Below are 26,070 nucleotides of genomic sequence, written 5' to 3'. Positions count from 1 at the left end.
GCGAGACTGCTTCGCCCTACAGGCTTGCCGTGACAGAGTGACAGAGGGAGGGTATCATGGCGAGCCCGTTTTTTAATTTGTCATGGCGAGCCATCGCTCCCTTTCTTTGTCATTGCGAGGCTGCGTCAGCAGCCGAAGCAATCTCAGAGATTACTTCGTCGGCCCTGCGGGCCTCCTCGTAATGACGAAAAAAAAGTCATTGCGAGCCGCAGCGAGCGAAGCAATCTCTCCATGAGCAAGTACAGCCTTCAGCTATACACCTCGTCATGGCTTCCTATGTCAAGCAGAACTATACCTTTCTCAGTTACAGTAAAGGTAATAATGATCCTGTATGACATTGTGATAGAAACAGAATATTTGCCGAGAAACTTTCCTTTAAGTTTATGTAACCTAAGAGATGGATGGGAAGGGTTCAGTTCCAAGAGTCTAAGTATCTTTTTGTAGCGTTCTATTAATTCTGGATGGCGTTTCAAAAATTTCTTTTCTTGGCGGAGATAAGTATCTGTAAAAATGAGTTTGTACATTAAATTCCCAGCCGTTTAAAATGCTCTTCAGCTGATTCCACTACATATCTTCCCTCTTGATAGTCTTTTTCTGCTTGTCTGATAATACTTTCAAGTTCAGCTTCTTTTAAGCGTTCGTATTCTTCAATTGGCAATATTACAAACTTTTTCTGGCCCCTAACCGAAATAAAAACTTCTCTGGATTTTTTCATGAGCTTTTCAACAAATGATATTCCTTTAGTTTTTAATTCATTCGCCGTAATAATCATACTCCCTCCAGTACGAAAGATTATACTTTTAAAAATACGATTTTTAGGATAATTTTACAACTTTTTCTATCATAAGATCTTTGCAAAATGCTATCCCTAAGAGACTGCTTTGCTCGGAAATGAACTGCTTCGCTTGTCCAGAGCGCCAGCGAAGGGATCTCCCTACGGCCTCCTCGTAATGACAGACGGGGGTGTCATGGCGAGCCATCGCTCCCTTTCTTTATCATTGCGAGCGAGCCACACCCTTTATTTGTCATTGCGAGGGAGCCTCAGGCGAGCGAAGCAATCCCTGTCGAAAGGCGACACAGTCGCCGTGATGATCTATCTATATTTTCTAAATTTTGCTAAGGTCTCTAAATAGTGTAAAAAATTGGATTAATAGTAAATTAAAGGGGTGGAATGAAATTTACTTTTTACTTCTCTAACAAAGTTCTTTCAAAACGTCCTTATTTGCGTATAGATGGATTGAACGAGTGATTGAAGCTCCGATAAAAAAAAGAAGTTCAACCAGATGGTCGTATTAGACTTTAGGGCTATATCCAGGAAGCTGATAAGTATCTCCGTGTGATTTTGGAACCTGACGGGAAAACAATACACAATGCCTTTTTTGATAGGAGGTTTAAGCCATGAAAATTATCTATTATTCTGAAGATGATATCATATATATTGATCTTCAGGACAAACCTAGTATGGAATCCGAAGAAGTTTCTCCTGGTATAGTGATAGACTTTGATGAAAACGGAGTTCCCGTAGGGATAGAAATTTCAAATGCTAGCCAAAAAGTGCGTTTTAAAGACCTTGAGATAATAAACCTGCCTATTTCTGATTTTATATTTAAAAAAGCAGCTTAAAAATCTCTGACTAAGAGACTTGTGAAAACACATGAATGAGACTGCTTCGCTTGTCCCGAGCGCCAGCAAAGGGATCTCCTACGAGCCTCCTCGCAGTGACAGATGGGGGTGTCATTGCGAGCCACGCCTTTTATTTTGTCATTGCGAAGGGCGAAGCCCTGAAGCAATCCCTGTCGCGAGGCGACACAGTCGCCGTAGCGATCTCTCATCCCAAAGCAATCTCAGCCCGGTCAAGCCACTAAAAAAATTCCTCAAATAATTCTCAAAAAAGCCGAAAAGTGTTAATAATAAATCCGCGATTAGAAGGTAACTTCACCCAAAAGGTGGGTAAAATAAGGCAAGAAGGATTGACAATTGGCCGATTGCAGATGGTTATTAGTTTATGAGATTGCTTTGCTCGGCTCGGAAAGAGACTGCTTCGCTCCGCTCGCAGTGACAAGGGAACGTGTCATGGCGAGCCCTCTTTTTTGTCATTGCGAGGCTGAGTCAGCAGCCGAAGCAATCTCAGAGATTACTTCGTCGGCCCTACGGGCCTCCTCGTAATGACAAAAAAAGAAGTCATGGCGAGGCTAGTATTTTTTGTCATGGCGAGGGGCGCTTTTTATTTCGTCATGGCGAGCCACGCCTTTTATTTCGTCATTGCGAGCCACGAAGTGGCGAAGCAATTTCTGTCGCGAGGCGACTCAGTCGCCGTGGCGATCTCTCTCGCGAAGCAATCTAATCCACCCAAGAGGTGGAAAAATTAAGATAGAGGACAAATGGCAGAAGAGTCATTAGGCATAAAGGCCGGGCGAGCGGCCCTTTGGCAGGTGGCCGGAGGCGGCTGGCAAACCCTAGTTCGCTTAGGGGCAAGCATTTACCTTGCCCGGGCGCTCAAGCCTTCTGACTTCGGCCTTTTCGGCATGGCCCTTCTTTATCAAGAGCTCATAGTTATGGCCCTTTCTATGGGGTTTGGCACATGCACAAAGTAGATAACTCTTTATTAAAAATAAAAGAAATTTACTGGAGAATATATAATCAATATCTTTTAAATTATAAAAAGATAGAAGATAATCATTCTATTGATGGGACAATTTTAATTGTTGGTTCTGCGCGAAGTGGTACTACCTGGTTAGGTGATGTTTGCGCAAAAATTTTAAATGCTAGACCTATATTTGAACCATTTATTATGAATAAAAAATACGAGTTTTATTTTTCTTGTTCTTTGTTTAAGCGTTCTTGGAATAGAAAAAAACATGAAAATCTTTTAATGAATTATTCTCCGTATATTTCTTCTAGAAAATATATATCTAGTAAATTATATAAACAGATAGAAAATATTTTAAAAGGCAAAGTAAGATCACAATGGACGGATAGGGATGTAGATTTTAGAAAAAAATATAAAAAAAGAGTTATTAAAGAAGTTAGAGCTAATTTGATGATAAAATTTATAGCTAATGAATGGCAAAAAATTAAAATAATATGGATTATACGTAATCCTTATAATGTAATTAAATCTCAAATTTATTTATCAAAAAGATATAGCTGGTCATTTGATTTAGACGATAATCTCTTGAAACAGAAATTTCTAATTAAAGATTGGTTGTGTCCATTTTTAATCTTTATAAAGAAATCTAAGACCTTACCTGAACGATTGATGCATAGATGGTGTATTGAGAATTACGTTCCATTTTCTCAAAAAGTTTATGAGTTACCAAATGTTCTTCTTGTTTCTTATGAAAGATTAGTTTCCTCTGAGAAGGAATGGAGAAAACTTTTCTCTTTTTTAGGTATATCTATATCATATAACGAATTACAGAAATATCTTAACAAGCCTAGCCATACGAGTATAAGACGTTCAACTGAAGATATGAATCAGATTTTAAAAGAGGCTTGTTATTCTGAGTCGGTTTTAGATAAAATTCTTATCTTATATGGCTTAGACAATTTAATAACTAATAATAAATAAATGATTTCTCTTAAAAGCCTAGCTATAAAAGGAGCGGTTTGGAATATAAGTGGAGGAGTTCTTCAGACTATTATAAGATTGGCAGCCAGCATGGTCCTTGCTCGCGTTCTAAATCCTTTTGATTTTGGAATTATGGGTATTGGTATGATGATAATTTCTTTTTTAAATTTAATTAGTAATGCAGGTATTGGTGCCGGAATAGTTGCTAAACGTAATTATAATCAGACTGATTTATCTACTGCTTTTTGGTTTATGTTAATTTTCAGGGTATTCTTATTTTTTATTACTTACATTTTTGCCCCATTTTTAGCGGCTTTTTTTAATGAACCTCGTTTAACAGATGTCTTACGAGTTATGTCATTTGCCTTTTTGATTTCTGTTATATCTACTGTTCCCTATTCTCTTCTATCTAAAAATTTGCGCTTCTTTTCACTAAATATCATTCAGATTTTGTCTGTAGCATTAGAAAGCTTTATTGCTATTTTGTTGGCTGTAAAATTCCATTTTCATTATTGGTCATTGGTTATAGCTATGTTGATTTCTTGTTTGTTCTCTCAGATTGCTTTATTTATCATTACAGGGTGGCGTCCAACTTTTGAGTTTTCTCTTGATAGTTTTCATTATTATAAAAAAATATATCACTAATGGCATAGGTTCTTCTCTAATGATTTATTTTTTAGGACATGCGGATTATTTAGTAGTTAGCAGGTTTTTAGGCACTACCAATTTAGGATTTTATGAGTTTTCTTATCGTATCCCACATCTTGTCCGTTGGCGATTTTCGCAACCTTTGTCTTCTGTTCTTTTCCCTGTCTTAGTTAAATCAAAGGATTTATCCCGTTCACTATATGGTGTTTATACAGTTATTAAAATCAATGCCATTGTTTCCTCAATTATTCTCCTTTTTTTGGCAGTTTTTTCTAGAGAGATTATCTTGTTTTTGTGGGGAGAAAAATGGTTAAAAATAGTCACTCTTTTAATTATTGCCAGTATTGGTGCTCTTATTGAGTGTATAATTTCTGTTAGAAACTCTATTTTCTTAGCATTTGAAAGGCCTGATTTAAATTTTAAATCTAATTTTTTACACGCCTTTTTAACTATTATTTTACTGTTGTTTCTAACTCCAAAATTTGGCCTTCAAGGAGCTGCATTAGCTGTTCTTCTAGGACTTACTGTACCTGTTTTTTATTTTGTTTATAGTTTAAAAATTTTAAATGGCAAAATTTTTGATCTTTTACCCTTCTTTTTTTTACTTATTACCGGTATTCTAATCATTTCTTTTATATTGAAAATATTTATTTTCCCATTTCTACAAAATTTTAATTTTTATTTAGGATTTATTTTAGTCGGTTTTCTATATTTAATTCTTACTTTTTTCTTTGTTTTTAAAGTGTTTTCTAGTTTTATAAAGGAAGTTTTAGTCCTTTTAAAGGAGTCATTTAGATAATGGGTCCTCTTGTTTCTGTTATTATACCATGCTATAACTGTTCTATCTTTTTAGAAGAAGCTATCCAATCTGTATTAGATCAAACCTTGAAAAATTATGAAATTATTATTGTTAATGATGGATCTACTGACAATTCTCTTGATATTATAAATAAATATTCGACTAATAATTTCATAAAAATAGTTACCCAAAATAATAAAGGAGTGTCTGCTGCAAGAAATTTAGGCATTAAATTAGCAAGTGGTCATTACTACTACTTTTTAGATTCTGATGATATTTTACATCCAAAAGCTCTTGATAATTTAGTCAATATTGCTATGTCTGGGAACAATTTGGTAGCAGCTATGAATGTTGCTCGTTTTGCAGGCTCGATTGATAATATTTTTAAAATTGATAATATAGTAGCTGATTTTTGGCCAAAAATTATTTTTACTAATTTAGCACCTCCAAATGCCTTTCTATTTCCTTCTAGTTTAGTTAAAAAATTGGCAGGTTTTAATGAAGAAATTTTTTTTGCTGAAGATTGGGAATTTCTTCTTAGAATAGCTTTTGCTGGAGCAAAGTTAATTACTACTAATTTCATAGGTGTCTATTATCGTTCACACGAGTCATCTACGTGTAAAAATTATGATCAAAGAAAAAGGTTGTTCGGATATCTAAAAGTAAAAGAAACTTTATGTGCCGGATTCCTTCATAGAAAGGACTTACTTTCTAAATACGGACAGCAAGCGTTTTGGTCTACATGGGGGACTTTGTTACAAGCTAAATTTTATAATATTCCTTGGAAATACATAGAAAATTCAGCTAAATCTTTGAGAACTTTATCACGCTTTTTAATTTTAAATAGACGCGGTTCTTCTTTTATTTATCTTTATTTTCTATTAGGCCCTCATCTGCTTTTAAAAATTTATTCCAAGGGGTTTAAACATGCTTAAAACCATACTCATCGGCTGTGGAGCTATTTCTGAACAGCTTCATTTACCGGTTCTGGCCGGGCATCCTGAGATTGATTTGGTTGCTTTAGTTGACCCCAATTTAGAACGTGCACACTATTTTGCCAAAGGTTATAAAGTGCCGCGGGTTTATTCCGATATATCAGAAGCAGACCTCTCTGACATAGACGCAGCCGTTATCGCTACCCCACCATTTCATCATGCGCCCTGTGCTATAGAACTTCTACATAAAGGAATTCACCTATTAGTTGAAAAACCTCTGGCCTTATCAGTTGACGAAGCCAAAAAAGTAATCAGCCTGGCTCAAGAAAAAAACTTAAAAGTAGCTGTGCCTTTATATCGTCGTTTTTTCCCTAGCTTCAGGTTAATGGTCTCACTGATTAAAAATAAAGTTTTTGGAATACCGTTAAATTTTTCGGTAAAAGCTGGGGGGTTTTATAATTGGCCTGCGGCTTCTCTTGGCAATATGAAAAAAGAACTTGCAGGCGGTGGGGTTTTAATGGATCTAGGGCCTCATTTTTTGGATTTTTTGTTTCAAATTTTTGAAGAGCCGGTGGAGCTTTTAGAATATCAAGATGATGCTCTTGGTGGAATTGAAGCGGATTGTATCTTAAAACTTAGATTTAATTTTGAAGGGAAATCTGTTGAGGGAATAGGTGAATTTGCGAGAACCCGCAAGTTAAATGGTGGCATAAAGATTGAGTGTGAAAGGGCTATCCTGGAATTTAAACCTTCAGAACGCTATAGATTAATTATCTTTCCTAAAGAAACTGGCATAGAAGATTTTTGGGATAACTCTAAAAAGCCTTTTATATATCAAGGGCTATGGAAAAATGATTTAAACGAAGATGAGTCCTGGTACGCCACTTTCGCTCGTGTTTATGACGACTGGCTAGCTGCCATAAAAGAAGACAAAGAACCACTAGCTTCGGCACAAAGTTCTTTACCAGTTTTGGCCCTGATTGAAAAATGCTATCACAACAAAAAGACTCTCCCTAAAAGTTGGCTTACTCCATCTGAAAACAAATTTTTAAAAAGAAAAAAGCTTCCTAAAAAAACAAAAGTTCTGGTTACTGGAGCAACGGGTTTTATAGGCTGCCGGGCGGCAGAAATACTGCGGTTACGCGAAGGTTTTGAGGTGCGTGCTGTAGTGAGGAATCCCGGCAAAGCCGCTCGTCTGGCCAGGCTTGATGTTGAGATGGTTCAGTTTGATCTTGAACAGGATAAAGGTTTTGACGAGCTAGTGGAAGGTTGTGACGCGGTTATACATTGTGCTGTAGGCACAGCCTATGGGGACCCTAAAAAAATTTTTAACGTTACCGTGGAAGGCACACGCAAGCTTGCCAGGGCGGCTTTTAAAAAAGGTGTTAAGCATTTCATCCATGTAAGCTCTATGGCAGTTTATGGCTCCAAAATAAGTGGCTTAATAGACGAATCTTTCCCGCTTAAGCCTGACTCCGAAAGTGTTTACGGAAAAAGTAAGGCTAAAGCCGAACACGTAGTACAATATTATGCAAAAAAGGGCCTGCCTGCGGTAATTTTTAGGCCAGCCCGAGTTTTTGGGCCATTTGGTTTTACTTTTGTGACTAACCCTTTGCAGGCTATGACTGAAAGAAGGTTTGCCTGGAAGGGAGATCCAGATACACCTTGTGATATGATATATGTTGACAATGTGGTAGAGGCTTTCATTTGTGCTATACATGCAGAGCCTGAAGATATTGCAGGAGAAGTGTTTAACCTGGGAGAACAGGATTCTATGACCTGGAAAGAATTCTACAGAGCTTTTATTGAAGGTCTAAATATTCCTTTGGATATAGAAGAGGTACCGGTTTTTTCAAAAACGGAAACAAAAAAGGATAGCAAACTTAAAGAATATATAGGTAATTTCAAAGAACTTTTTACTTCTCCTGAATTTAAGGCTTTTATGCGAAAAACTATTTATACCGATCCTATTGGTATGCTTCCCAGAAAAATCTTGGAATTGCCAAAAGTAGAAGAAAAAGTCAAAAAGCTTTTTGGCGGCGGTAGTTTGCCCGTTTTCCAGCCTAAAAATTCAGTATCTAACTTAGTAGTTTTAGGGGGAGGGATGAACGCTGTCCTTGATATTAGCAAACTCAAATATAAACTTTCTTTTGAACTAGCTTGCTCAAAAGAAGAAGCAATAGTCAAGACAATAGATTGGGTAAAATTTAGCGGGATTGTTTAGCTATGAATTTTATTTTTATTGTCGGAGCACCGAGAAGTGGAACAACCTGGTTGCAGGCTCTTTTAGCGAGTCATCCTCAAGTGATTACTGGCCAGGAAACCCACTTTTTTAGTGCTCTTTCAAAATTTATTGAGTTTTACAAAAAACGGGATGATTGGAGAGTAGTAGGATTACCTGCTTATTGGCCCGAAGAAAAAGAATACGACCTATGGAGATTGTATTTTTTAGAATTTATTAAACCTGTTCTAAAAAATTCAGAAAAAAAAGATATTAAATATTTTCTAGAAAAAACGCCAGAACATGTTTTTCATATCCCACTTATTTCAAAAATATTTCCAGACTCTAAATTTATTCATCTTATAAGAGATGCCAGACACGTTGTAGCTTCTTTAAAAAGAGTATTTGAGCTTAACGGACGTTATATTTCGCCAACAGTTGCAGCTTTAGTTTGGAAAAACTGTGTATCTTCTGGTATATCTTTTGGAAGAACCCTTCCCCAAGATAGATATTTTGAATTGAAATATGAAAATTTAAGGATTAATACCATTTCTTTATTATCTGATATTTTTTCCTGGCTAAATTTAGAATATGACCATGAAATGCTTAGAGAAATTATAGAAAAATGTTCATTAAGCAAACTGAAAAAACAAAAGAAATTTGATACAATAAAAACAATATATAAAGAACCAGAAGGTTTTTTTGGAACGGGAAGCATTAATCAAAATTTTTCTTTAACTAAATTAGAAATTTCCAGAGTGTATGATATTTGTGGACCTTTAATGAAAGATTTAGGTTATATTGAAAAAGTACCTAAGATTTCTTTTTTATGTAAGTTACAATTTTCTTATAAAATCAGGAAACTGTTAGGTTTAAAAGAAATATAAAATGCCTTTGGTTTCAGTAATTATTCCAACTTATAATAGAGCTTTTTTATTGAGAGAAGCAATTTTTTCAGTAATTAATCAAACCTTCCAAGACTGGGAGCTTTTAATTATTGATGATAGAAGTACAGACAATACGAAAGAAATAGTTTCAGACCTTGCTCGAAAAGAACCTAGAATAAAATATTTAACTAATAAATTTAAAAAAGGTCCTGCCGGTGCTAGAAAGTATGGAATTCAAAATGCAAGAGGTGAATATATCGCATTCTTAGATAGTGATGACTTGTGGAAACCATGGCATTTAGAAAAAGCTATTTTTTTGTTAACCAAATATAAATATATTGATTGGTTTTATGCCGATGTCGAATTAGTCAAAAACAATAATGTTATTATTTCTTCTATAAAAAAGAAAAATTGGCATGGAAGAACTAAATTTTCCTATTTAGAACTAGAACCTAACTTTTTTCTTTTTAATGACCAGGAATTTTTATATAAAGCTATTAAATACGAAATTTATGCTGGTTTACAGACATCTGTAATTAAAAAGTCTACTTTTAACTTTGTAAACTTCAATGAAGACGTACGTATTGGTGAAGATAAACTATTAGTTTATGAAGCAATTTTGTCAGGTCTTAAATTTGCTTATTTGCTAAATATTCATGCTACTTACCGTGTTCATGAAAATCATCTATCAAATGTCTATTCGCAAGATTTATTCTCTCAAGAGAAAAAGATTCTAGAATATACTAAACATTATAAAATATTATTAGAAAGATTGCCTGCTTCACGAAAAAGAGAAAGAAGTTTAGTTATCAAAAAATTGTCTCAGATTTATTTTTGGGATATAGGATATAGTTTATTTTGGCAAAATTTAAACACTGATAAAGCTTTTTATTATTTTAAAAAAGCTCTGAAAATTTATCCTTTTAATTTGTTGTTATGGAAAACATACTTTTTTTGTTTAGTAAAAAAATTATTTCTATCTAAACATAATGAAAATTCTCCTGACTAGTCTGGCACCTTTTATCGGTGGAGCGGAAGTGGCCCTTGAACGCCTGGCCTTGGGCCTTCAAGCCAGTGGCCACAAAGTAACTTGCGCATTGGGTTCAAATAATGAAGTGGGGAGGCGCTTTAGCGAACAAGGCGTTAACTGGGTTCACTTTCCCATGCCTTTTACCGAAAAGCTAAATCTCCCTTACTACTGGTGGGCTGTATGGCGCTTTCGCCGTTATTTGAAGCGTGAAGGCTTTGATTTAGTGCATGCTAACGACCTACCGAGCTTTCAATTTTTAAGTGCAGCGGCAAAGCCTTTTAGAACACCACGAATATGCCATCATCGTTACATTTTTGGTAGTGACGCTATAAAGTGGCTTCTAAAATTTGGGGTTGAATATCATGTATTTGTTTCCAACGCTTTGCGAAAGGACCTAGAAAAGGCCTATCCGCCACTTGCTTCTCAACCGGGAGAAGTTGTTTATGACGGCCTGCCTTTGCCTGAACTCCCTAATGAAAACGAACGCCTTGAGCTGCGGCAGAAACTAAACTTACCCGGAGATAAAGTTATCGTGCTATTCGCCGGGCAGATTATCCCACGTAAAGGCGTGCAGGATTTAATAAGGGCCTGGAAACTTTTGCCTGATAAGGTTAAACAAAAGGCACACCTGGTTATAATTGGTGATGACCTGGCCGGGCAGGGGGCTTATCGCCAGGAAATGGAAGACCTGGCTAAAGAACTGAGGGTAAAAGCCGATTTTCGCGGCTTTCAAAAGAATGTAGATGAGTGGTTAGACGCCGTGGACATCGTAACCGTGCCAAGCCACATTGAGCCTCTCGGGAACGCCACCCTTGAGGCCATGGCTCACGCAAGACCGGTTATTGGCGGAGCGGTCGGAGGAATCCCCGAAATGATCGTAGATGGAGAAACAGGTCTCCTTGTGCCGCCGAAAAAGCCTGAAGCTCTGGCTGAGGCTTTGCGTTCGTTGATAGTAGACCCTCTGCTGGTTAAGGATATGGGGGAAGCCGCCAGGCGACGCTGTGAAGTGGTTTTTAGCCTTGACCGGCATGTTGAGAATATGTTGAGGGTTTATGAGACTGTTTTAGGGTTGTGAGGTATTTTTGTATGAGATTGCTTCGGGGCTTCGCCCATCGCAATGACAAAATAAAGGGCGTGGCTCGCTATGACACCCTCATCTGTCACTGCGAGCGGAGCGAAGCAGTCTCTGAGATAGAGATCGCCACGGCGACTGTGTCGCCTCGCGACAAGGATTGCTTCGCTACTTCGTGGCTCGCAAGATACTGTGTTTTTGTCAAGCACTTTGAGCTTCCATTTGCCATTTTTTGTAATTATAGAAAGCAAATATCAATAATTTTCTGGCACAGGCTATTATGGCCACTTTCTTCGGTTTTCCTCTCTTTATCAAACTTTCGTAATACTCTTTTAGTCCCCCTTCTTTACATCTTATGGCACTAAGCGCCCCCATAAAAAGCAAACTCCTTAACCTATTATCCCCTTTCTTGCTTATCCTGGTTACCAGCTTCCTCTTACCAGATTCCTTTACTTCCGGGTCCAATCCTGCTAGAGCTACTACCTCCCGCCGGTTTCTTATCCGCCTCTTCCGAAAAAAGATGTAACAATATGTCGCTATCATCTTCCCTATACCTTTAACTTTCTCTATTTCTTTAACCCCTTTGTTTATGTCGTCATCTTTATTTACTAATTCCTCCATCTCTTTCTTTATCTTCTGAAGCCTCTGCCTTGTTTCTTCTAAGTTTTTCTGTATGTGTTTTTTGCTTTCTTTACTATCTACTGGTACTCTATCTAAATACTCTAGAAAATTAGATAACTTGTTTTCTATGTTTTGATATAATTGATACTCACTTAACAATAAAGCTAATTTCTCTAAATTTTCGTTATATTCTATTTCTTTGATCTCTTCTTCGCTAACTATCTTGTGATATTCGTATAACAGTTTCGCATCAAGATTATCTGTTTTTGCTCTGTGACCTAATACTTCTCTTAAACGGGGGACTTTTCTGGGGTTAAGGGATACTACTTTTATCATATTCGTAGCACAGAACTCCTCCAGAAATGCCGAATATGGCCCTGTGGGCTCGTATATCACCACCCTTTTCTTCCTGTCTTCTTTCTTCTTAAAAAACTTCCTCTTAAATTTCTTTAAACCCCTTTCATTTTGAAACTCGTAAACCTTCTGGCCATCAAAAATAACCAATGTATCCTTGGCCACATCCACCCCAAGAAAAGATAAATTTTTCATAGGTCTTCAATTCTCCTTTCTTTGAGATAAAATAAAGATTGTTGGTAGGGAGGTCCTTCCAGGTTTAGCCTTGTATACGGACAGTTTCCGTAATTGGAAACGTCCCGGATACTGTTCAAACACAGGGAAGGACGGCTAATCTTGCGATCGAACAGTTTGCTAAAAAGCAAACGTTCCATGACTCAACAGCCTGTCCCTCCCTACCAACTTTTTTTACTTTAATGCTTTTGCCCTTTACTTAAAACCATACAATGACAAAAAAAGAGACGGGCTCGCTATGACACCCTCATCTGTCACTGCGAGCGGAGCGAAGCAGTCCTTGTCCCGAGCGGAGCGAAGGGATCTCTGGAGTGGGGCTAAGATATGCAAAAGCAATATTATGTTTATATTTTGACCAATAAAAACAATACAGTTCTTTATACGGGAATTACTAGTGACCTTAAACGTCGTATATTTCAGCATAAAAATGGAATAGGCAGTAAATTTACGAAAAAATATAAAGTTACTAAGCTGGTTTATTACGAGATCTTTGAAGATCCAGAAAATGCTATTTTAAGAGAAAAGAAAATCAAATCTGGCTCTAGAAAGAAAAAGATAGAATTGATAAATATATTCAATCCCGAGTGGAGGGATTTGTATGATGAATTGTAGGGATTGTTTTACTTTAGAGATTGCAAGGGTCTGAGATTGCTTCGCTCGCTGCGGCTCGCTCGCAATGACACAGAAGGGAACGAGGCATCGCAAATAACGGAAAGGGAGGCGCAGCCTCGCAATGACATCTCCACTTGTCACTGCGAGCGGAGCGAAGCAGTCTCTGAGATAGCTACTTGTCACTGCGAGGAGCCGTTCCCCTTCTGTCATTACGAGGAGGCCTGCAGGGCCGACGAAGTAATCTCTAGGGATTGCTTCGGGGCTTCGCCCCTCGCAATGACGAAATAAAGGGCGTGGCTCGCAATGACAGAGAAGGGAACGAGGCCCAGCAGCCGATAAATAAAATATGGGTAAAATTGCGTTATTTTTACTACTGGTAGTCAATGCCTTTTATTCCCTGGCCAATCCCTGGTTCGGAGTATGTGCCGGTTATATGTTCAACATCTTGGGGCCGCAATACATCTGGTGGTGGAATTTCCAGGGACTTAGAGCATTTTACATGATTGCCATTCCCACTATTTTGGGCTTTTTGTTTGGGGCTATCCGCGGAGCCCTAAATTTTGAAATTATTAAAAACAAACTGGTGATTTTCTCTGTACTTTATTTTTTCTTTGTTTTTCTTTCTTACTTTACCGGGCCTTATGTAGATGTGGTAAACCAGTGGCGGTTTTATGATCCCTACCAGGTGCTAATTACCATGCTAAAAGTCTTTACTTTTTATTTTATCGGGCTGGTATGTATCTCGGAACATAAAAAACTTAAGTACTTTGCCTTCATACTACCAATTGCGGCTTTATATCTGACTTACTGGGCCAATATGCAGTACCTTTCCGGGCGCTTTTTTATACGGCTCTCCGGCCCTAGAGATATAACCGGAGCAGGCATGTATTCTGACGAAAACAACTTTGCCATGCTCTTTGTAACGGCTATTCCCTTTTTCTTTTATTTGGGCTGGTATTTTAAACGCTGGTATTTACGCTGGGGGGCCTGGCTGGTGGTGCCCTTTGCCTGGCACGCTATCTTCCTCACCGCTTCGCGAGGAGGGCTGGTAGGGGCAGGGTTGGTTAGCCTTCTGGCTGCTTTTCGGAGCCCTAAGAAGATTATCGGCATAGCCCTTATTCCGGCCTTTATTATTGCTTATATATGGCAGGGAGGCTCTGTCATTAAACACAGGGCCCAAACCATTACCACTTATGAAGAGGAATCTTCGGCTCGCACCCGCCTGGAAGCATGGGATGCCGGGCTCAAAATGCTGCTTGACAACCCTTTGACTGGGGTAGGCTTAGCCTCTTTTACACAGGCCTTTCCCTTTTATTCAGATAAAACTCCTCGCATGGCTCACAATACCTTTGTCCAAATTGCGGCGGAATCAGGCATTTTTGCCATTTTATTTTATCTCTTATTTATGCTAAGCTGCCTTTGGGGCGTGTTTAAATACCGTAATTCATTTCCGCGAGATTCGCTGGAATATTATTTATGTGACGCGGTATTGGTCTCGCTTTGTGGCTTTTTAGGTTGTTCCATGTTTTTAACTTTGAACGGCTTTGAAATACAATTTTATCTAGCTATTTTGGCTAATACCCTTATTTATCTTGCTAAAAAGTCTGCTGATGAGAAAGAGAGCTGATTTTTTTTTCACTTATGATTTTTTCCCTAAAGTAGGTGGGGCTCACCTCTGGCTTTATAAGGTAGCCTGTTACTGGCCTCGCCCAGCCGTGATCGTTACTTCTGGGGTTTCTTCTGGGAGATTGCTTCGGGGCTTCGCCCCTCGCAATGACAAAATAAAGAGCGCCCCTCGCAATGACAATGATGGAGAGCAGCCCCGCAATGAAACATCCCACCCTGTCACTGCGAGCGAAGCGAAGCCGTCTCTGGGATTGCTTCGGCCGCTAACGCAGCCTCGCAATGACAAAAATGGGGGTGAGCCTCGCAATGACAATGAGGTGGACGGAGATCGCAATAACTCCTCCATTTGTCATTACGAGGAGGCACAAAGTGCCGACGAAGTAATCTTTCCAAAAGAGCACCCTCTGGAAATTATAAGGTTTCCTTTCTGCGTTTCCTCCTGGGGCATTGACAGAAATTTCTTTAAAAACACCTATCTTTTATGGCAATTCTTCAAAAAAATCGAAAAACCTATCACCATTCATGTGGTAAAAGCCATTCCCGAGGCGGCTAATTTGCTCTGGCTAAAATTTTTATGGAAAGACAAACTAAAAATTGTTACCTATGCCCATGGAGAAGAATTCCTGGTAGCCAAAACCAGCAAAGAGCTTGGCTGGTTAACCAGGCAGGCCTTGCGAATATCAGATTTGGTAATTGCTAATAGTTTTTCTACCAAAAGATTGGCCTCCGAATTCTGCGATGAAAACAAGATACATGTAGTCCATCTGGGTGTGGATTTTGAGCAATATCAAATCCCTGAAGAAGAATGCCAAAAATATCGGCAGAAGTGGGGTTTCCCTGAAAACACCGTAATTTTACTGACTGTGGCGCGCATGGAGCCGAGGAAAAACCAGGCCGCGGTTATTAAAACGGTAGCAGAATTAAGAAAAGAGGGCCTTCCTTTGGCTTATGTGATAGCCGGATCTGGCGAAGAAGAAAGAAAGCTTAAAAACATGGTTCAAGAATATAATCTTGAACCCTGGGTTAAATTTTTGGGTAAAATATCCGAAGAAGAAAAGATCAAGAGTTTTTGCGCGGCAGATATTTATGTTATGCCTTCCATTCAGGTGGGGCCAATGATTGAGGGTTTTGGCATTGTTTTTATGGAAGCCGCCGCCGCGGGGCTTCCTTCTATTGCCGGAAATATCGGCGGCCAGCCTGAGGCCGTACGCCACGAGGAAACTGGTTTTGTAATTGATGGGAATAACTTGAATGAACTAAAGGAAGCTATCAGGCGCCTGGCGCAGGATAAGAACCTGCGCCAAAAAATGGGAGAGGCGGCCCGCCTCTGGGCTAGAAAACATGATTGGTCTTTGGTTTCTAGGAGAGTTTATGAGGTAGTTAGCCATGTCTAGTATTGCTTTTATTGTTGGCCATTATAAATGTGGCACTACTTGGTTAATTAATATGCTTAGCTTACACCCTGATATCATCGGATTGGCAGAAACTAATCTTTTTAAATATGCATTTAATAAGTCACCAAAGGAAAGAACAAAAATTCTTTTCTATAAAACAGCTTGGGCAGAAGTGAGTACTCCTTTTATCAAAGTTTTTGCCAGAAAGATACTAAATCCTGTGAGAAAATACTGGAAACCCGTAGTTGGCCTTAAAAATATAGAACAACCACTAACTAAGTATTCTTTAAGTCTAAATGAACGTTACAAGTTAAAAAGAAAACTTCTTAAAATTGAAGACCCTGAGAAATATTGTCAGGAATTCTTTGGATATTTTATCAAGAAATTTAATCCCAAATGCTTAATAGAAAAAAGTGCTGACCATGTACGGTCTATACCACGTATAAAAAACACATATCCAAATAGCAAGCTAATAGTAGTTTATAGAGATGGAAGAGATTTTGTAGTTTCTCATAGGTATTATGCTAAAAACATGAATTTACCCTGGGACTTTGAAGAAAGCGTAAAGCTCTGGAAAGAAATGATTGAATATCAGCTACAATATGAAAAAGAATATGGATTATTTTCTATTTCTTACGAAGAAATGTTGAACAATAACAAAGCGATAGCTATAAAAATACTTAATTTTTTAGGGCTTAATTATACTAACGATATTTTAGAAAACATGATACATAAGTCTTCTTTTGAGTTTAGAACTGGAAGAAAAAGAGGAGAGGCAAATAAAAAAAGTTTTTATCGCAAAGGTGTTTCTGGTGACTGGAGAAATCACTTTTCAGAAAAAGAAAAAGAAATTTTTAAAAAAATAGCAGGAGATTTACTAATTAAATTGGGATATGAAAAAGGTTATGATTGGTAAAATCATTAGTGTCCTATTATAGAAAGGTAATAAAAGACTCGCATGACAAAAAGTGGGACGGGGCTTGTAATGACTTCTTTTTTTATCATTACGAGGAGGCCCACAGGGCCGACGAAGTAATCTCTAGGGATTGCTTCAGGGCTTCGCCCCTCGCAATGACGGGAAGGGGACGGGGCTCGTAATTACAAAGTAAAAAGGACTCGCATGACAGAAAGAGAAACATGGCTTGTATGATGATACTGAAGGGGACACGCAAAGAGACATCCCTGGCCAAACACAAAAGAGAAAAGAATGGTGGGCAAATCACCTATTAAAAAGCTAATTTTACTTATTTTTCTAGCGCTTTTACTGAGACTTTTGTTTTTACCGCTATTTATCCACCAGCCTCTTAATATCGTTGACGAGCAGCATTACAATAAGTTGGCCCTGGCTATCCTGGAACGTGGCGAGTACGGCTGGGCGCCGGGAAAGCCTACGGCCATTCGGCCGCCGCTTTATCCGGCTTTTCTGGCCGGGGTCTATAAAGTTTTTGGGCCGGAAAATTATAACGCCGTTCGGGTAATTCAGATTTTTCTTTCTATATTAAGTGGCCTTCTTGTTTATTCTCTGGCCAAAAAGATTTTTCACGAAGAAAAAGTGGCCCTTTTGGCTACAGGCTTGTTTCTTTTTTATCCTTCACTTGTGATTTTTAATTACCTGATTTTGACGGAAATTCTTTTTATTTTTCTTTTTCTATTGGCTTTGTGGCTTCTGGTGGCAGGAATTGAGCAATTATACAGGTTGGACGGGAGGGATTGCTTTGCTACGAGATTGCTTCGGGGCTTCGCCCCTCGCAATGACAATGATGGAGAGAAGCCTCGCAATGACACCCCCCACCCTGTCACTGCGAGCGAAGCGAAGCAGTCTCGTGATAGCAAGGCGTGGATATATTCGCTCTTAGCCGGAATTTTCTGGGGGTTAGCAAGCCTTACCCGTAGTGTGACCTACCCCCTTACACCTTTTATTGCCCTGTTTTTATTTCTTGTTTCACCTAACAAAAAACAGGGGCTTTTCGCGGGAATCCTTTTTATTTTCGCCACGGTGCTCACCCTTTCTCCCTGGATAGCCCGCAATTATCAGGTTTTTGGACATTTTATCGCCGTAGATACCATGGGCGGCCTCAATCTATACATGGGCAACTACGAACATACACCACTTCACCGGGCCTGGGCCGCGGTGGACAACCCGCCAGAGATTGCCTGGTATCGCGGCCACGAAAAAGAGTTAGGCGGCCTTAACGAGGCCGAAAAACAGCGCTGGGCCATTAAAAAAGCCCTGGAATTTATGAAAGAAAATCCGGGGTTGACTGCGCTTCGCACTCTAATAAAAACAGCCAATTTCTGGCAGCTTGAACGCACAATTATTGCTGGAATGCAAAGAGGTTACTTCCCTGGTTTGCGTAATAAATTGGTAGAGATCTGGATTTCGTTGAGTATCTTGGGGGCCTATGTCTTTGTGGTTATCTTTGGTTTTTGCGGACTTTTGTGGCGGGCTTTAGGGAAGAACGAGATTGCTTCGGTCCCCGTTGGGGACCTCGCAATGACAGAGGGAAGACGGCCCCTCGCAATGACAAGAGATATGTCATTGCGAGGAGGCTCGTTAGAGCCGACGAAGCAATCCCAGAGATATGTAGACTGGTTGATCGTTTTGCTCATCTTATATTTCACGGCTATTCATGCCATTGTTTTTGGGCATTCGCGGTATCACCTACCGTTAATTCCATTACTCTGTATGTATGCCTCTTATTTTGTCGTGCATTTTAAGGAATTCTGGCAAAACCAACGCAGGCGTTTCTGGTGGGTATTTGTTCCAGTGTGTTTGGTTTTTGGTCTGTTTTGGACCTATGATATTTTTATCGGGAGCAAAGATAAAATAGAGGCCTTTTTGCGTATAGTGTTTTGAGACTGCTTTAGAGCCCATTGCAAGCAGAGTGAAGAAGTATAGAGAACTCCTAATCAGACATCTTTTGCTGTAAAAGGCCCAGCAAAAATTTATGAAAAGTAAACAGGTTCTGCTATAATGTTTCGTATGAAAAGGCTTCCGGTAGGCATCCAGAGTTTTGAAAATATTCGCACGGAAAATTATTATTACGTTGACAAGACTCAGTTCGTAAAAAAACTTGTTGACGAAGGAAAATATTATTTTCTATCTCGTCCGCGGCGCTTCGGGAAAAGTCTCTTTCTTGATACCTTGCGCCAGGCCTTCCTGGCCAAAAAAGAACTCTTTAAGGGCCTTTACCTGGAAAACAATTGGGACTGGTCAATAAAATACCCGGTTATTTACATTTCCTTCGGTAGCGGAGTGCACCGAAACGTTCAAGAACTCCAGGAAACCGAAAATGTCATTCTCAAAAAACACGAAGAAAAATACCAAATTCAATCGGATTTTCCTTCCATTAAAGACAGATTTGCAGACATTATAGAAAAAATTTACCAAAAATACGGCCAAAAAGTAGTAGTTCTCATTGACGAATACGATAAACCCATCCTTGACAACATAAACAAAATAGAAATTGCTACCGAGATACGCGAGGAACTTAAAAACTTTTACTCTGTCCTGAAAGACGCTGACCCTTATCTAAAATTCGTCTTCATCACCGGTGTTACCAAGTTCAGCAAGGTCTCTCTCTTTTCCGGCCTGAATAACTTGAAAGACGTTACTCTTCACGGTGGTTATGCCACTATTTGTGGCTATACTCAGGCTGAATTTGAAAAAACTTTTGCTGATCGCCTTGAAGGCGTTGACCTAGACGAAGTTCGCCGTTGGTATAACGGCTACTCCTGGCTTGGGAAACCCGTTTACAATCCTTTTGATATCTTATTATTTCTTGACTTGAAAGAATTCAGGCCCTACTGGTTTGAGACGGGCACGCCAAGTTTTCTCATAAAGCTAATTCTTGAAAAGCGTCTTAGTGTGCCAACTTTTGAAAACCTTGAGCTAGGTGACGAGATTATTGAAAGCTTTGATGTGGATAGAATTTATCCTGAAAGTCTTCTTTTTCAGACAGGTTATCTCACCATAAAAGAAGTTAAAAAACGAAGGGCTATTTTGAAGTACCGCCTTGGCTGGCCAAACCTTGAGGTCAAAGTAAGCTTTAACAATTATCTTTTGAATACCTTTCTTGACCTTATTGAAAAGGAGAAAAATCTAGACCGTGTTTACGAGGCGCTTGAGAAAAACGACCTTGAAGGCCTGAAGGAAGCTTTTAAGGCCTTTTTCGCCTCCATACCCCATGATTGGTATAGGAAGACCGAACTTCACCATTACGAAGGTTTTTACGCCAGCGTGTTTTACGCCTACTTTGCGGCGTTAGGGGTTGAGGTGAAAGTAGAAGATGCGACCAGCCACGGCCGTTTAGACATGGCCGTGTTGTTTGACGGAATATGTTACCTTTTTGAATTCAAAGTAGTTGAGCTTGAACCTGAAAACCAAGCTCTTTCGCAATTAAAAGCCAAAAAGTACCACGAAAAATACCTTGGCAGATGCCAGAAAGTTTATCTCATAGGCGTTGAGTTCAGCAAGAAAGAGCGAAACATCGTCGGCTTTGAGTGGGAAGAGGTTTCTTCTTAGCCTGTCTTAAGATTACTTCATTGGCCCCTGTGAGCCTTTTTGTAATGACGGAGAGATAATCAAAGCTATTATTGAGTCTTGTAATAACGATTTGTCGTGCAAAAAATGTTCGATTTATAACTCACAACAATAACGAAGGGGGAGATATGACTCGCAATGACAGCCCTAAAATTGTTATCTGTTTTGTAGTCCCGGTAATATTGTTCTTTCTCATAACAACCAGCCTGGCCAAAGCCCAATCAAAGTTTGGCTTTCCGGAAACCACGAACAAAATAGCTATATTTGCTGACCAGCTTCCTTCTTACATGACAGAGGCTAGAGCACGTTTTGCCGCTACGCATTATGTAGGTAGCCAAAAACTTACTTTAGGCATTACTAAACGATTAAGAAAATACAATCCGAAGTTTGTCGTCCTCCATTATCATTTAGCCATCTGGCAACAACAACCAAAACACCAGTTCATTATTGACGGAAAACGATGGGGAAATGACTGGGATTTTGTGAACAAACACGAGGATTGGTTCTGGCACAACGAAAAAGGAAAAAGAGTCCGCTCTAAAATTGATGGCAAATACCTCATGAACATTATGAACCCCGAGTTTCGTAAATACTGGAAAAAGTCTATCGCTCGCCAGATAATAGCCGGGGAATACCAGGGAGTTTTTCTTGACTCTGCCTCACCGGCTCTACTGCCGTGGGAAACAGCCTGGGCGGATCCACGTTTGGCCAGAAAGGCTGCATGCTCCAGGCGATTTGAAGAATTAAACGGACTTACCTGGTGCGAAGCCTATGAAATTTTTATGGCTGATTTAACCGGGTTTATGGAGTTTTTGGGCTTTGCCACTTTGCCCAACATAGGTGCCCTTTTTACTACCTGGGATAAGACTGATTATTATACTACCGCCTCTGGTGCCTTCATGGAACATGCCTTTCAGACTAGAAACGCCAAAGACTGGAAGATGGCCATGGACCGCACCCTTAAACTTATTAATCGGGACAAAATTGTTATCTTCCAGTCATATCTTAAAAGAGATGCCGATTATAAAACGAGAATGTATTACTTAGGTTGTTATCTGCTTATAAAAGGCCGCTACAGTTATCTCAATTACTTCGCTAAAAGTATTTTCTCCTGGTATCCAGAATGGGATCTTAAGCTAGGTAAACCTATTGAGCCGGTTAAATCCATAAAAGATCTAGAAAGGGGAAAAAATTTATATTGCCGAAAGTATGAAAAAGGTGAAGTTTGTGTGAATATTTCCCGAAAAGATAAAGTAGTTAATTTTAAACAGCCGGTTTTTCGGGTAATACCTCAAGGGGGTGGGCCGGTCAGTAAAGACGGTAAGATTGACGGCATGTTAATGTTTGAAAAGGGCCAAAAATTCGTTTTAAAGCCGTGGGAAGGCCTGGTGGTTGTTTATGATGAACGAAAAACAAAAAAAATGGAACTGGGATCATTGTAATGACTCAGAAGTTCTTTTAGTGAGACGCATGCTCTATGATGACCCTCTGGAACTTTTAAAGCAATATAAAAAAAGCACATTAAAAAAAACTTTTTTAAAAAATATACATCTTTTTAAGCGAGAAAATTTCACTTTTTGGAAATTAATATTGGATGTATCTGATGAAGAAATTAAGCAAAGAACAAAAAATAGCTTTAGAACTTCTTGCGAAATCTGGCGTTTTTAAAAAGTTTTATTTAACAGGAGGTACTGCCCTTACACTAAAGTATGATCATCGTATATCCGAAGACTTAGATTTATTTACACTTCCTCAATTCGCTGAAGACAACTTCCCTGCAGAAGAAATTATCAACGAGTGGTCTAAGTGGGGTGAAGTAGAGACCATATCTAAAGGTACTATTCAGGGAAGAATTACTGAAGTTCTAGTAAGTTTTTTCTCATATCCCTATCCTTTAATAAAGGATTTAGAAAATTTAAAATTAAATAATATGTTAGTAAGTGTTTCTTCTGATGAAGACCTTATAGCTACCAAAGCTATTGCTATTATACAGCGCGGGCAAAAAAAAGACTTTTTTGATTTTTATTTTTTACTGGCAAAGCGTAAATGGAATTTGGCTGATGTGGTAGATTTTTGTCAGAAAAAATATATTTCTTTTAAGTCTGTGGAAAAAAATTTACTTAAAGCTTTAACCTATTTTAATGACGCTGAAGGACAACAAGTGTTAATTAACAAAAAACAAGTATTGACTGAAAAAGAATGGTTAAAAATAAAACAATATTTTGAAAACCTAGTTTTTATGTATAGTAAGAACTTTGCTAAATAACATGTAGAAAGTGAAAAGTGAGAGATGAGGGGTAAGGGGTGAGGGGTGAAAAGTTGCTTAGAGCCATCGGCCATCTACTATCGGCCACCGGCTATCCTGTCACTGCGAGGAGAACCTCACCGTCACTGCGAGCGAAGCGAAGCAGTCCCTGTCCCGAGCGGAGCGAAGGGATCTTTGAGATCGCCATGGCGACTGTGTCGCCTCGCGACAAGGATTGCTTCGGGGCTTCGCCCCTCGCAATGACAATGATGGAGAACAGCTTCGCAATGACAATGAATAACAATGATGGTGAGCAGCCTCTCAATGAAACCCTCACCGTCACTGCGAGGAGCCGCCCCTCTTCTGTCACTGCGAGGAGGCACGAAGTGCCGACGAAGCAGTCTCTGAGGTTGCTTCGGCTGCTACTGCAGCCTCGCAACAATGACATGGAGGGAGGAACAGGCCTCACACTAACAGAAAAAAATACCAGAAAGGGTGGAACATGAAAAATTTTGATTTTAAGGCCTACATCGCCATTGCCCGGCCGGACCACTGGTTCAAAAACGGTTTTATGGTCCTGGGTATCTTATTGGCCTTCTTCATAGAACCTCAACTGATAAAAACAAACTGGTATTTGAAGGTGTTGCTAGGCATAATAGTGGCCTGCCTGGTAGCCTCAAGCAATTACGTCATTAACGAAATACTTGACGCTCCCAAAGATGCTTTACACCCGACGAAAAAAAATCGTCCCATTCCTTCGGGACGTGTTTATTTACCTTTGGCCTATGCCGAATGGCTTATCCTGGCCGTTATCGGTTTATCTATTGCCTATAAAATAAATATGGCCTTTTTCTTATCAGCCCTCTGGCTTTGGGTAATGGGTTTCTTTTATAATGTGCCACCTTTTCGCACCAAAGACATTCCCTATCTGGATGTTCTTACCGAGGCTATTAATAATCCAATTCGTCTATTCTTGGGCTGGTTTGTCTTAATTACCAATAAAATTCCACCTCTTTCTTTGGTAGTTGCCTATTGGATGGCCGGAGCCTTTTTTATGGCGGCTAAAAGATTTGCTGAATACCGCATGATTGGTGACCCTGAAAGGGCAGCCAAATATCGTAAGTCGTTTGCTCACTATACTGAAGAAAGGCTGCTTATCAGCATATTTTACTATGCCATTTTTTGTGCCTTCTTTTTAGGAATTTTTATTGTGCGTTATCACTTAGAGTTATTGTTATGTGTGCCGTTATTAGCCGGGTTTTTTGCCTATTATTTAAAAATTGCTTTTCGCGACAACAGCCCCGTCCAACGTCCTGAACATCTTTATCGTGAAACAGGGCTTATGCTTTATCTGGGGGTTTGTTTTACCGCTTTTGTTTTTTTACTTTTTGTAAAGATTCCAGTACTTTATAAGTTGTTTAAAATTATACCTTACAACATCAATCCATTATGGGAGTTTTAATATGCCAGGTCTAGTGGGAGTATGTTCAGAGCGAGAAGATATTGCCAGTCAATCTATTTTAAATAAGCTAGTAGAAAGTCTTAAACATCGCCAGGATTACCAGATAGAATTAATTAAATATCCTCCATTTTGGGGCTCATTAATTTTGATAAAAGAATTAGCAAAACCTAAGAAAATAATTGAAGACAGAGATTTTATTATTTTTTTAGACGGTGAACTTTACAATAATCAAAGCCAATTTAATGATGCTCAATATATTTTAACTCTTTTTAAACAACATAAAAATTTTTCTTTTTTGTCTGATGTGGAAGGCATATTTTCTTTCTGTTTATATGATAAGGCTTCCCAGAAAGTATATCTTGCTGTTGACAAATTTGGTTTAAAGTCTCTTTATTACGCTAAATTAGACAAAGGCTTTGTTTTTGCTTCTGAGTTAAAGGCTATTTTACGTCATCCTCAAGTAAAAAAGGCCATTGATTGGAAGACTATTGGCGACTTACTTTTTTTTAGTTTTGCCACCGGTGATAAAACCCTCATTAAAGGAGCTAAGCTTTTACCCCAGGCCTCGGTGTTAGGCTATTCTTTAAAAGAAGATTCTTTAGAACTGTCATCTTATTGGGATACCCTTTCTGTTTTCACTCCAAAAGGAGAATATCAAGATATTGCCCTAAACGAAATCGCCGAAATTTTTAGGGAAGGGGTGCACAAGCGTGTTAAAAATAGAGAGTTACTAGGTATCTCGCTTTCGGGGGGGCTTGATTCCAGAAGTATTTTGGCCGCCCTTGGCGGAGAAGCTCAGGGCTTACCCTCATATACCCTCGGGCTTCCCAGCTGTGAAGATGAGAGGCTTTCGGCCCGTATGGCCCAAATTGCCGGCACCAGGCACGAGTTTTTGCCCATCACCGAAGACAGTTTGCGAGATTTTGTGTCTCTTGCCAAAACCTTGGTTTACTACAGTGATGGTTTTTATTTTCCTCACGAGTCAACAGAAAAGGTAGCCCTTGATTACTTTAAAAGGGCTCCTTTTAAAATACTTTTTCGTGGCCACGGCGGAGAGCTCGCCAAGGCTTCCCTGGCCTTTCCGGTTCAGGTAGATAAGCAAGTCTTAAACTCTGATAGCCCTCTGACTTTAACCGAGATCTTTCTCCGCAAGGCTAATCTGGTTTTACCAGACATTGCGCCGGAAAAATTTTTCCTGATAGAAGATTTGAAGCGCTTACCAGCAAGAATTAAGGAAGAATCTCTTAGTAAAATATCAAGTCTTCTGGAAAATTTATCACCTGGAGATGTATTTTTGCATTTTTACTTGTTTGAATATATGAGTCGCCAAGTTGTTTCGTCCTTGAATATCTTCAGAACTCAAATAGAAGTGCGATTACCATTTACAGATGAGGTGTTTCTAAAAAAATTGTTCTCTCTTCCAATTGAAAAGCGCTGGGAAGGAGAAATTCACATAGAAATAGTCAAAACATGTATGCCCGCCTTGGTAAAAGTGCCCAATTCTAATACCGGAGCACCGCTTGATGCCGGGAAGCTGCGCCTTTGGCTTACCGACAAATTTAATTCCTTGCTAAAGAAACTAAGCGTGCCGGGTTTCAGGCACTACACTGAATTTGACAAGTGGCAACGTAAATATTTCCGCGAGGCTTTAGAACAAATACTATTTGATAAAAAGACTTTAGACCGAGGCATATATGAACCTCGCGTTCTTAAAGAAGTTTTTGACGCTCACATTACCGGGAAGAAAAATTACGCCCGGTTTTTGGGCACAGCGGCCGGGCTTGAACTCTGGTTCCGGGAATTTTTAGATTAAATA

General features: G+C 39.1%; 23 protein-coding genes. 21 read left to right on the top strand and 2 right to left on the bottom strand.

All coding sequences use genetic code 11. The features are described 5' to 3' along the window. Positions 1–523 precede the first annotated feature (523 nt). Positions 524–772, bottom strand: a complete 249-nt coding sequence (locus THEIN_RS08965) for a type II toxin-antitoxin system prevent-host-death family antitoxin (RefSeq protein ID WP_013908356.1) — start codon at positions 770–772, stop codon at positions 524–526. 626 nt (positions 773–1,398) lie between these two features. Between THEIN_RS08965 and THEIN_RS08960 the strand changes: the two genes are divergently transcribed. The 10 genes from THEIN_RS08960 to THEIN_RS08910 all read left to right on the top strand — a co-directional run bounded on the left by THEIN_RS08960 (position 1,399) and on the right by THEIN_RS08910 (position 11,166). Beyond that, entirely contained in the window at positions 1,399–1,623 is a 225-nt protein-coding gene (locus THEIN_RS08960; protein ID WP_013908355.1) for a DUF2283 domain-containing protein, read from the top strand. A 758-nt stretch (positions 1,624–2,381) separates the two neighbouring features. Next, positions 2,382–2,594 (top strand): oligosaccharide flippase family protein, encoded by a 213-nt coding sequence (locus THEIN_RS08950; protein ID WP_013908354.1) that lies wholly within the window; start codon positions 2,382–2,384, stop codon positions 2,592–2,594. Next, positions 2,582–3,571, top strand: a complete 990-nt coding sequence (locus THEIN_RS08945) for a sulfotransferase domain-containing protein (RefSeq protein ID WP_013908353.1) — start codon at positions 2,582–2,584, stop codon at positions 3,569–3,571. The genes THEIN_RS08950 and THEIN_RS08945 overlap by 13 nt, the downstream gene beginning before the upstream one ends. Then, positions 3,572–4,216, top strand: a complete 645-nt coding sequence (locus THEIN_RS08940; protein WP_041434656.1) for an oligosaccharide flippase family protein — start codon at positions 3,572–3,574, stop codon at positions 4,214–4,216. A gap of 19 nt (positions 4,217–4,235) precedes the next feature. Beyond that, entirely contained in the window at positions 4,236–5,018 is a 783-nt protein-coding gene (locus THEIN_RS08935; RefSeq protein WP_148236954.1) for an oligosaccharide flippase family protein, read from the top strand. Continuing rightward, a complete protein-coding gene (locus tag THEIN_RS08930) occupies positions 5,018–5,953 on the top strand; it encodes a glycosyltransferase (protein ID WP_013908352.1) in 936 nt (311 codons plus the stop codon). The genes THEIN_RS08935 and THEIN_RS08930 overlap by 1 nt, the downstream gene beginning before the upstream one ends. Beyond that, complete coding sequence (locus THEIN_RS08925) at positions 5,946–8,177, top strand: NAD-dependent epimerase/dehydratase family protein (protein WP_013908351.1); 2,232 nt, start codon at positions 5,946–5,948, stop codon at positions 8,175–8,177. Before THEIN_RS08930 ends, THEIN_RS08925 begins: the two co-directional genes overlap by 8 nt. A gap of 2 nt (positions 8,178–8,179) precedes the next feature. Then, positions 8,180–9,061, top strand: a complete 882-nt coding sequence (locus THEIN_RS11750) for a sulfotransferase family protein (protein WP_013908350.1) — start codon at positions 8,180–8,182, stop codon at positions 9,059–9,061. Position 9,062: 1 nt separating this feature from the next. After that, entirely contained in the window at positions 9,063–10,070 is a 1,008-nt protein-coding gene (locus THEIN_RS12080; protein ID WP_013908349.1) for a glycosyltransferase family 2 protein, read from the top strand. Continuing rightward, complete coding sequence (locus THEIN_RS08910; protein ID WP_013908348.1) at positions 10,051–11,166, top strand: glycosyltransferase family 4 protein; 1,116 nt, start codon at positions 10,051–10,053, stop codon at positions 11,164–11,166. Before THEIN_RS12080 ends, THEIN_RS08910 begins: the two co-directional genes overlap by 20 nt. A 198-nt stretch (positions 11,167–11,364) precedes the next feature. On the opposite strand, the gene THEIN_RS08905 is transcribed toward THEIN_RS08910, so the two are convergent. After that, complete coding sequence (locus THEIN_RS08905; protein WP_013908347.1) at positions 11,365–12,333, bottom strand: IS110 family RNA-guided transposase; 969 nt, start codon at positions 12,331–12,333, stop codon at positions 11,365–11,367. A 363-nt stretch (positions 12,334–12,696) separates the two neighbouring features. On the opposite strand from THEIN_RS08905, the gene THEIN_RS08900 reads away from it, so the two are divergent. The 11 genes from THEIN_RS08900 to THEIN_RS08845 all read left to right on the top strand — a co-directional run bounded on the left by THEIN_RS08900 (position 12,697) and on the right by THEIN_RS08845 (position 26,067). Further along, positions 12,697–12,984 (top strand): GIY-YIG nuclease family protein, encoded by a 288-nt coding sequence (locus THEIN_RS08900; RefSeq protein ID WP_013908346.1) that lies wholly within the window; start codon positions 12,697–12,699, stop codon positions 12,982–12,984. Positions 12,985–13,330: 346 nt separating this feature from the next. Then, positions 13,331–14,611 carry an O-antigen ligase family protein gene (locus THEIN_RS08895; RefSeq protein WP_013908345.1) on the top strand — a complete coding sequence of 427 codons (1,281 nt, stop codon included), beginning with the start codon at positions 13,331–13,333 and terminating at the stop codon, positions 14,609–14,611. Between the two features lie 316 nt (positions 14,612–14,927). After that, positions 14,928–16,004: a glycosyltransferase family 4 protein gene (locus THEIN_RS08890; RefSeq protein WP_169311169.1), complete on the top strand. Its 1,077-nt coding sequence runs from the start codon at positions 14,928–14,930 to the stop codon at positions 16,002–16,004. Then, entirely contained in the window at positions 15,997–16,920 is a 924-nt protein-coding gene (locus tag THEIN_RS11745) for a sulfotransferase domain-containing protein (protein ID WP_013908343.1), read from the top strand. The genes THEIN_RS08890 and THEIN_RS11745 overlap by 8 nt, the downstream gene beginning before the upstream one ends. A gap of 291 nt (positions 16,921–17,211) precedes the next feature. Next, positions 17,212–18,861: an ArnT family glycosyltransferase gene (locus THEIN_RS08880; RefSeq protein WP_013908342.1), complete on the top strand. Its 1,650-nt coding sequence runs from the start codon at positions 17,212–17,214 to the stop codon at positions 18,859–18,861. Between the two features lie 126 nt (positions 18,862–18,987). Next, complete coding sequence (locus THEIN_RS08875) at positions 18,988–20,529, top strand: ATP-binding protein (RefSeq protein ID WP_041434650.1); 1,542 nt, start codon at positions 18,988–18,990, stop codon at positions 20,527–20,529. Positions 20,530–20,675: 146 nt separating this feature from the next. Continuing rightward, positions 20,676–21,989, top strand: coding sequence for a putative glycoside hydrolase family 15 protein (locus THEIN_RS08870; RefSeq protein WP_013908340.1), 1,314 nt, complete (start codon positions 20,676–20,678; stop codon positions 21,987–21,989). Next, positions 21,946–22,215, top strand: a complete 270-nt coding sequence (locus THEIN_RS12215) for a hypothetical protein (RefSeq protein ID WP_169311168.1) — start codon at positions 21,946–21,948, stop codon at positions 22,213–22,215. The genes THEIN_RS08870 and THEIN_RS12215 overlap by 44 nt, the downstream gene beginning before the upstream one ends. Continuing rightward, complete coding sequence (locus tag THEIN_RS08860; protein ID WP_013908338.1) at positions 22,151–22,813, top strand: nucleotidyl transferase AbiEii/AbiGii toxin family protein; 663 nt, start codon at positions 22,151–22,153, stop codon at positions 22,811–22,813. Before THEIN_RS12215 ends, THEIN_RS08860 begins: the two co-directional genes overlap by 65 nt. A 481-nt stretch (positions 22,814–23,294) precedes the next feature. Further along, a complete protein-coding gene (locus THEIN_RS08850) occupies positions 23,295–24,254 on the top strand; it encodes a UbiA prenyltransferase family protein (protein ID WP_013908336.1) in 960 nt (319 codons plus the stop codon). A 1-nt stretch (position 24,255) separates the two neighbouring features. Next, positions 24,256–26,067: an asparagine synthase-related protein gene (locus tag THEIN_RS08845; protein ID WP_013908335.1), complete on the top strand. Its 1,812-nt coding sequence runs from the start codon at positions 24,256–24,258 to the stop codon at positions 26,065–26,067. The last annotated feature ends 3 nt before the right edge of the window (positions 26,068–26,070 follow it).

The sequence above is a fragment of the Thermodesulfatator indicus DSM 15286 genome (genome assembly GCF_000217795.1).
Lineage (GTDB): Bacteria > Desulfobacterota > Thermodesulfobacteria > Thermodesulfobacteriales > Thermodesulfatatoraceae > Thermodesulfatator > Thermodesulfatator indicus.
This window is presented reverse-complemented; position numbering and strand designations above follow the sequence as displayed.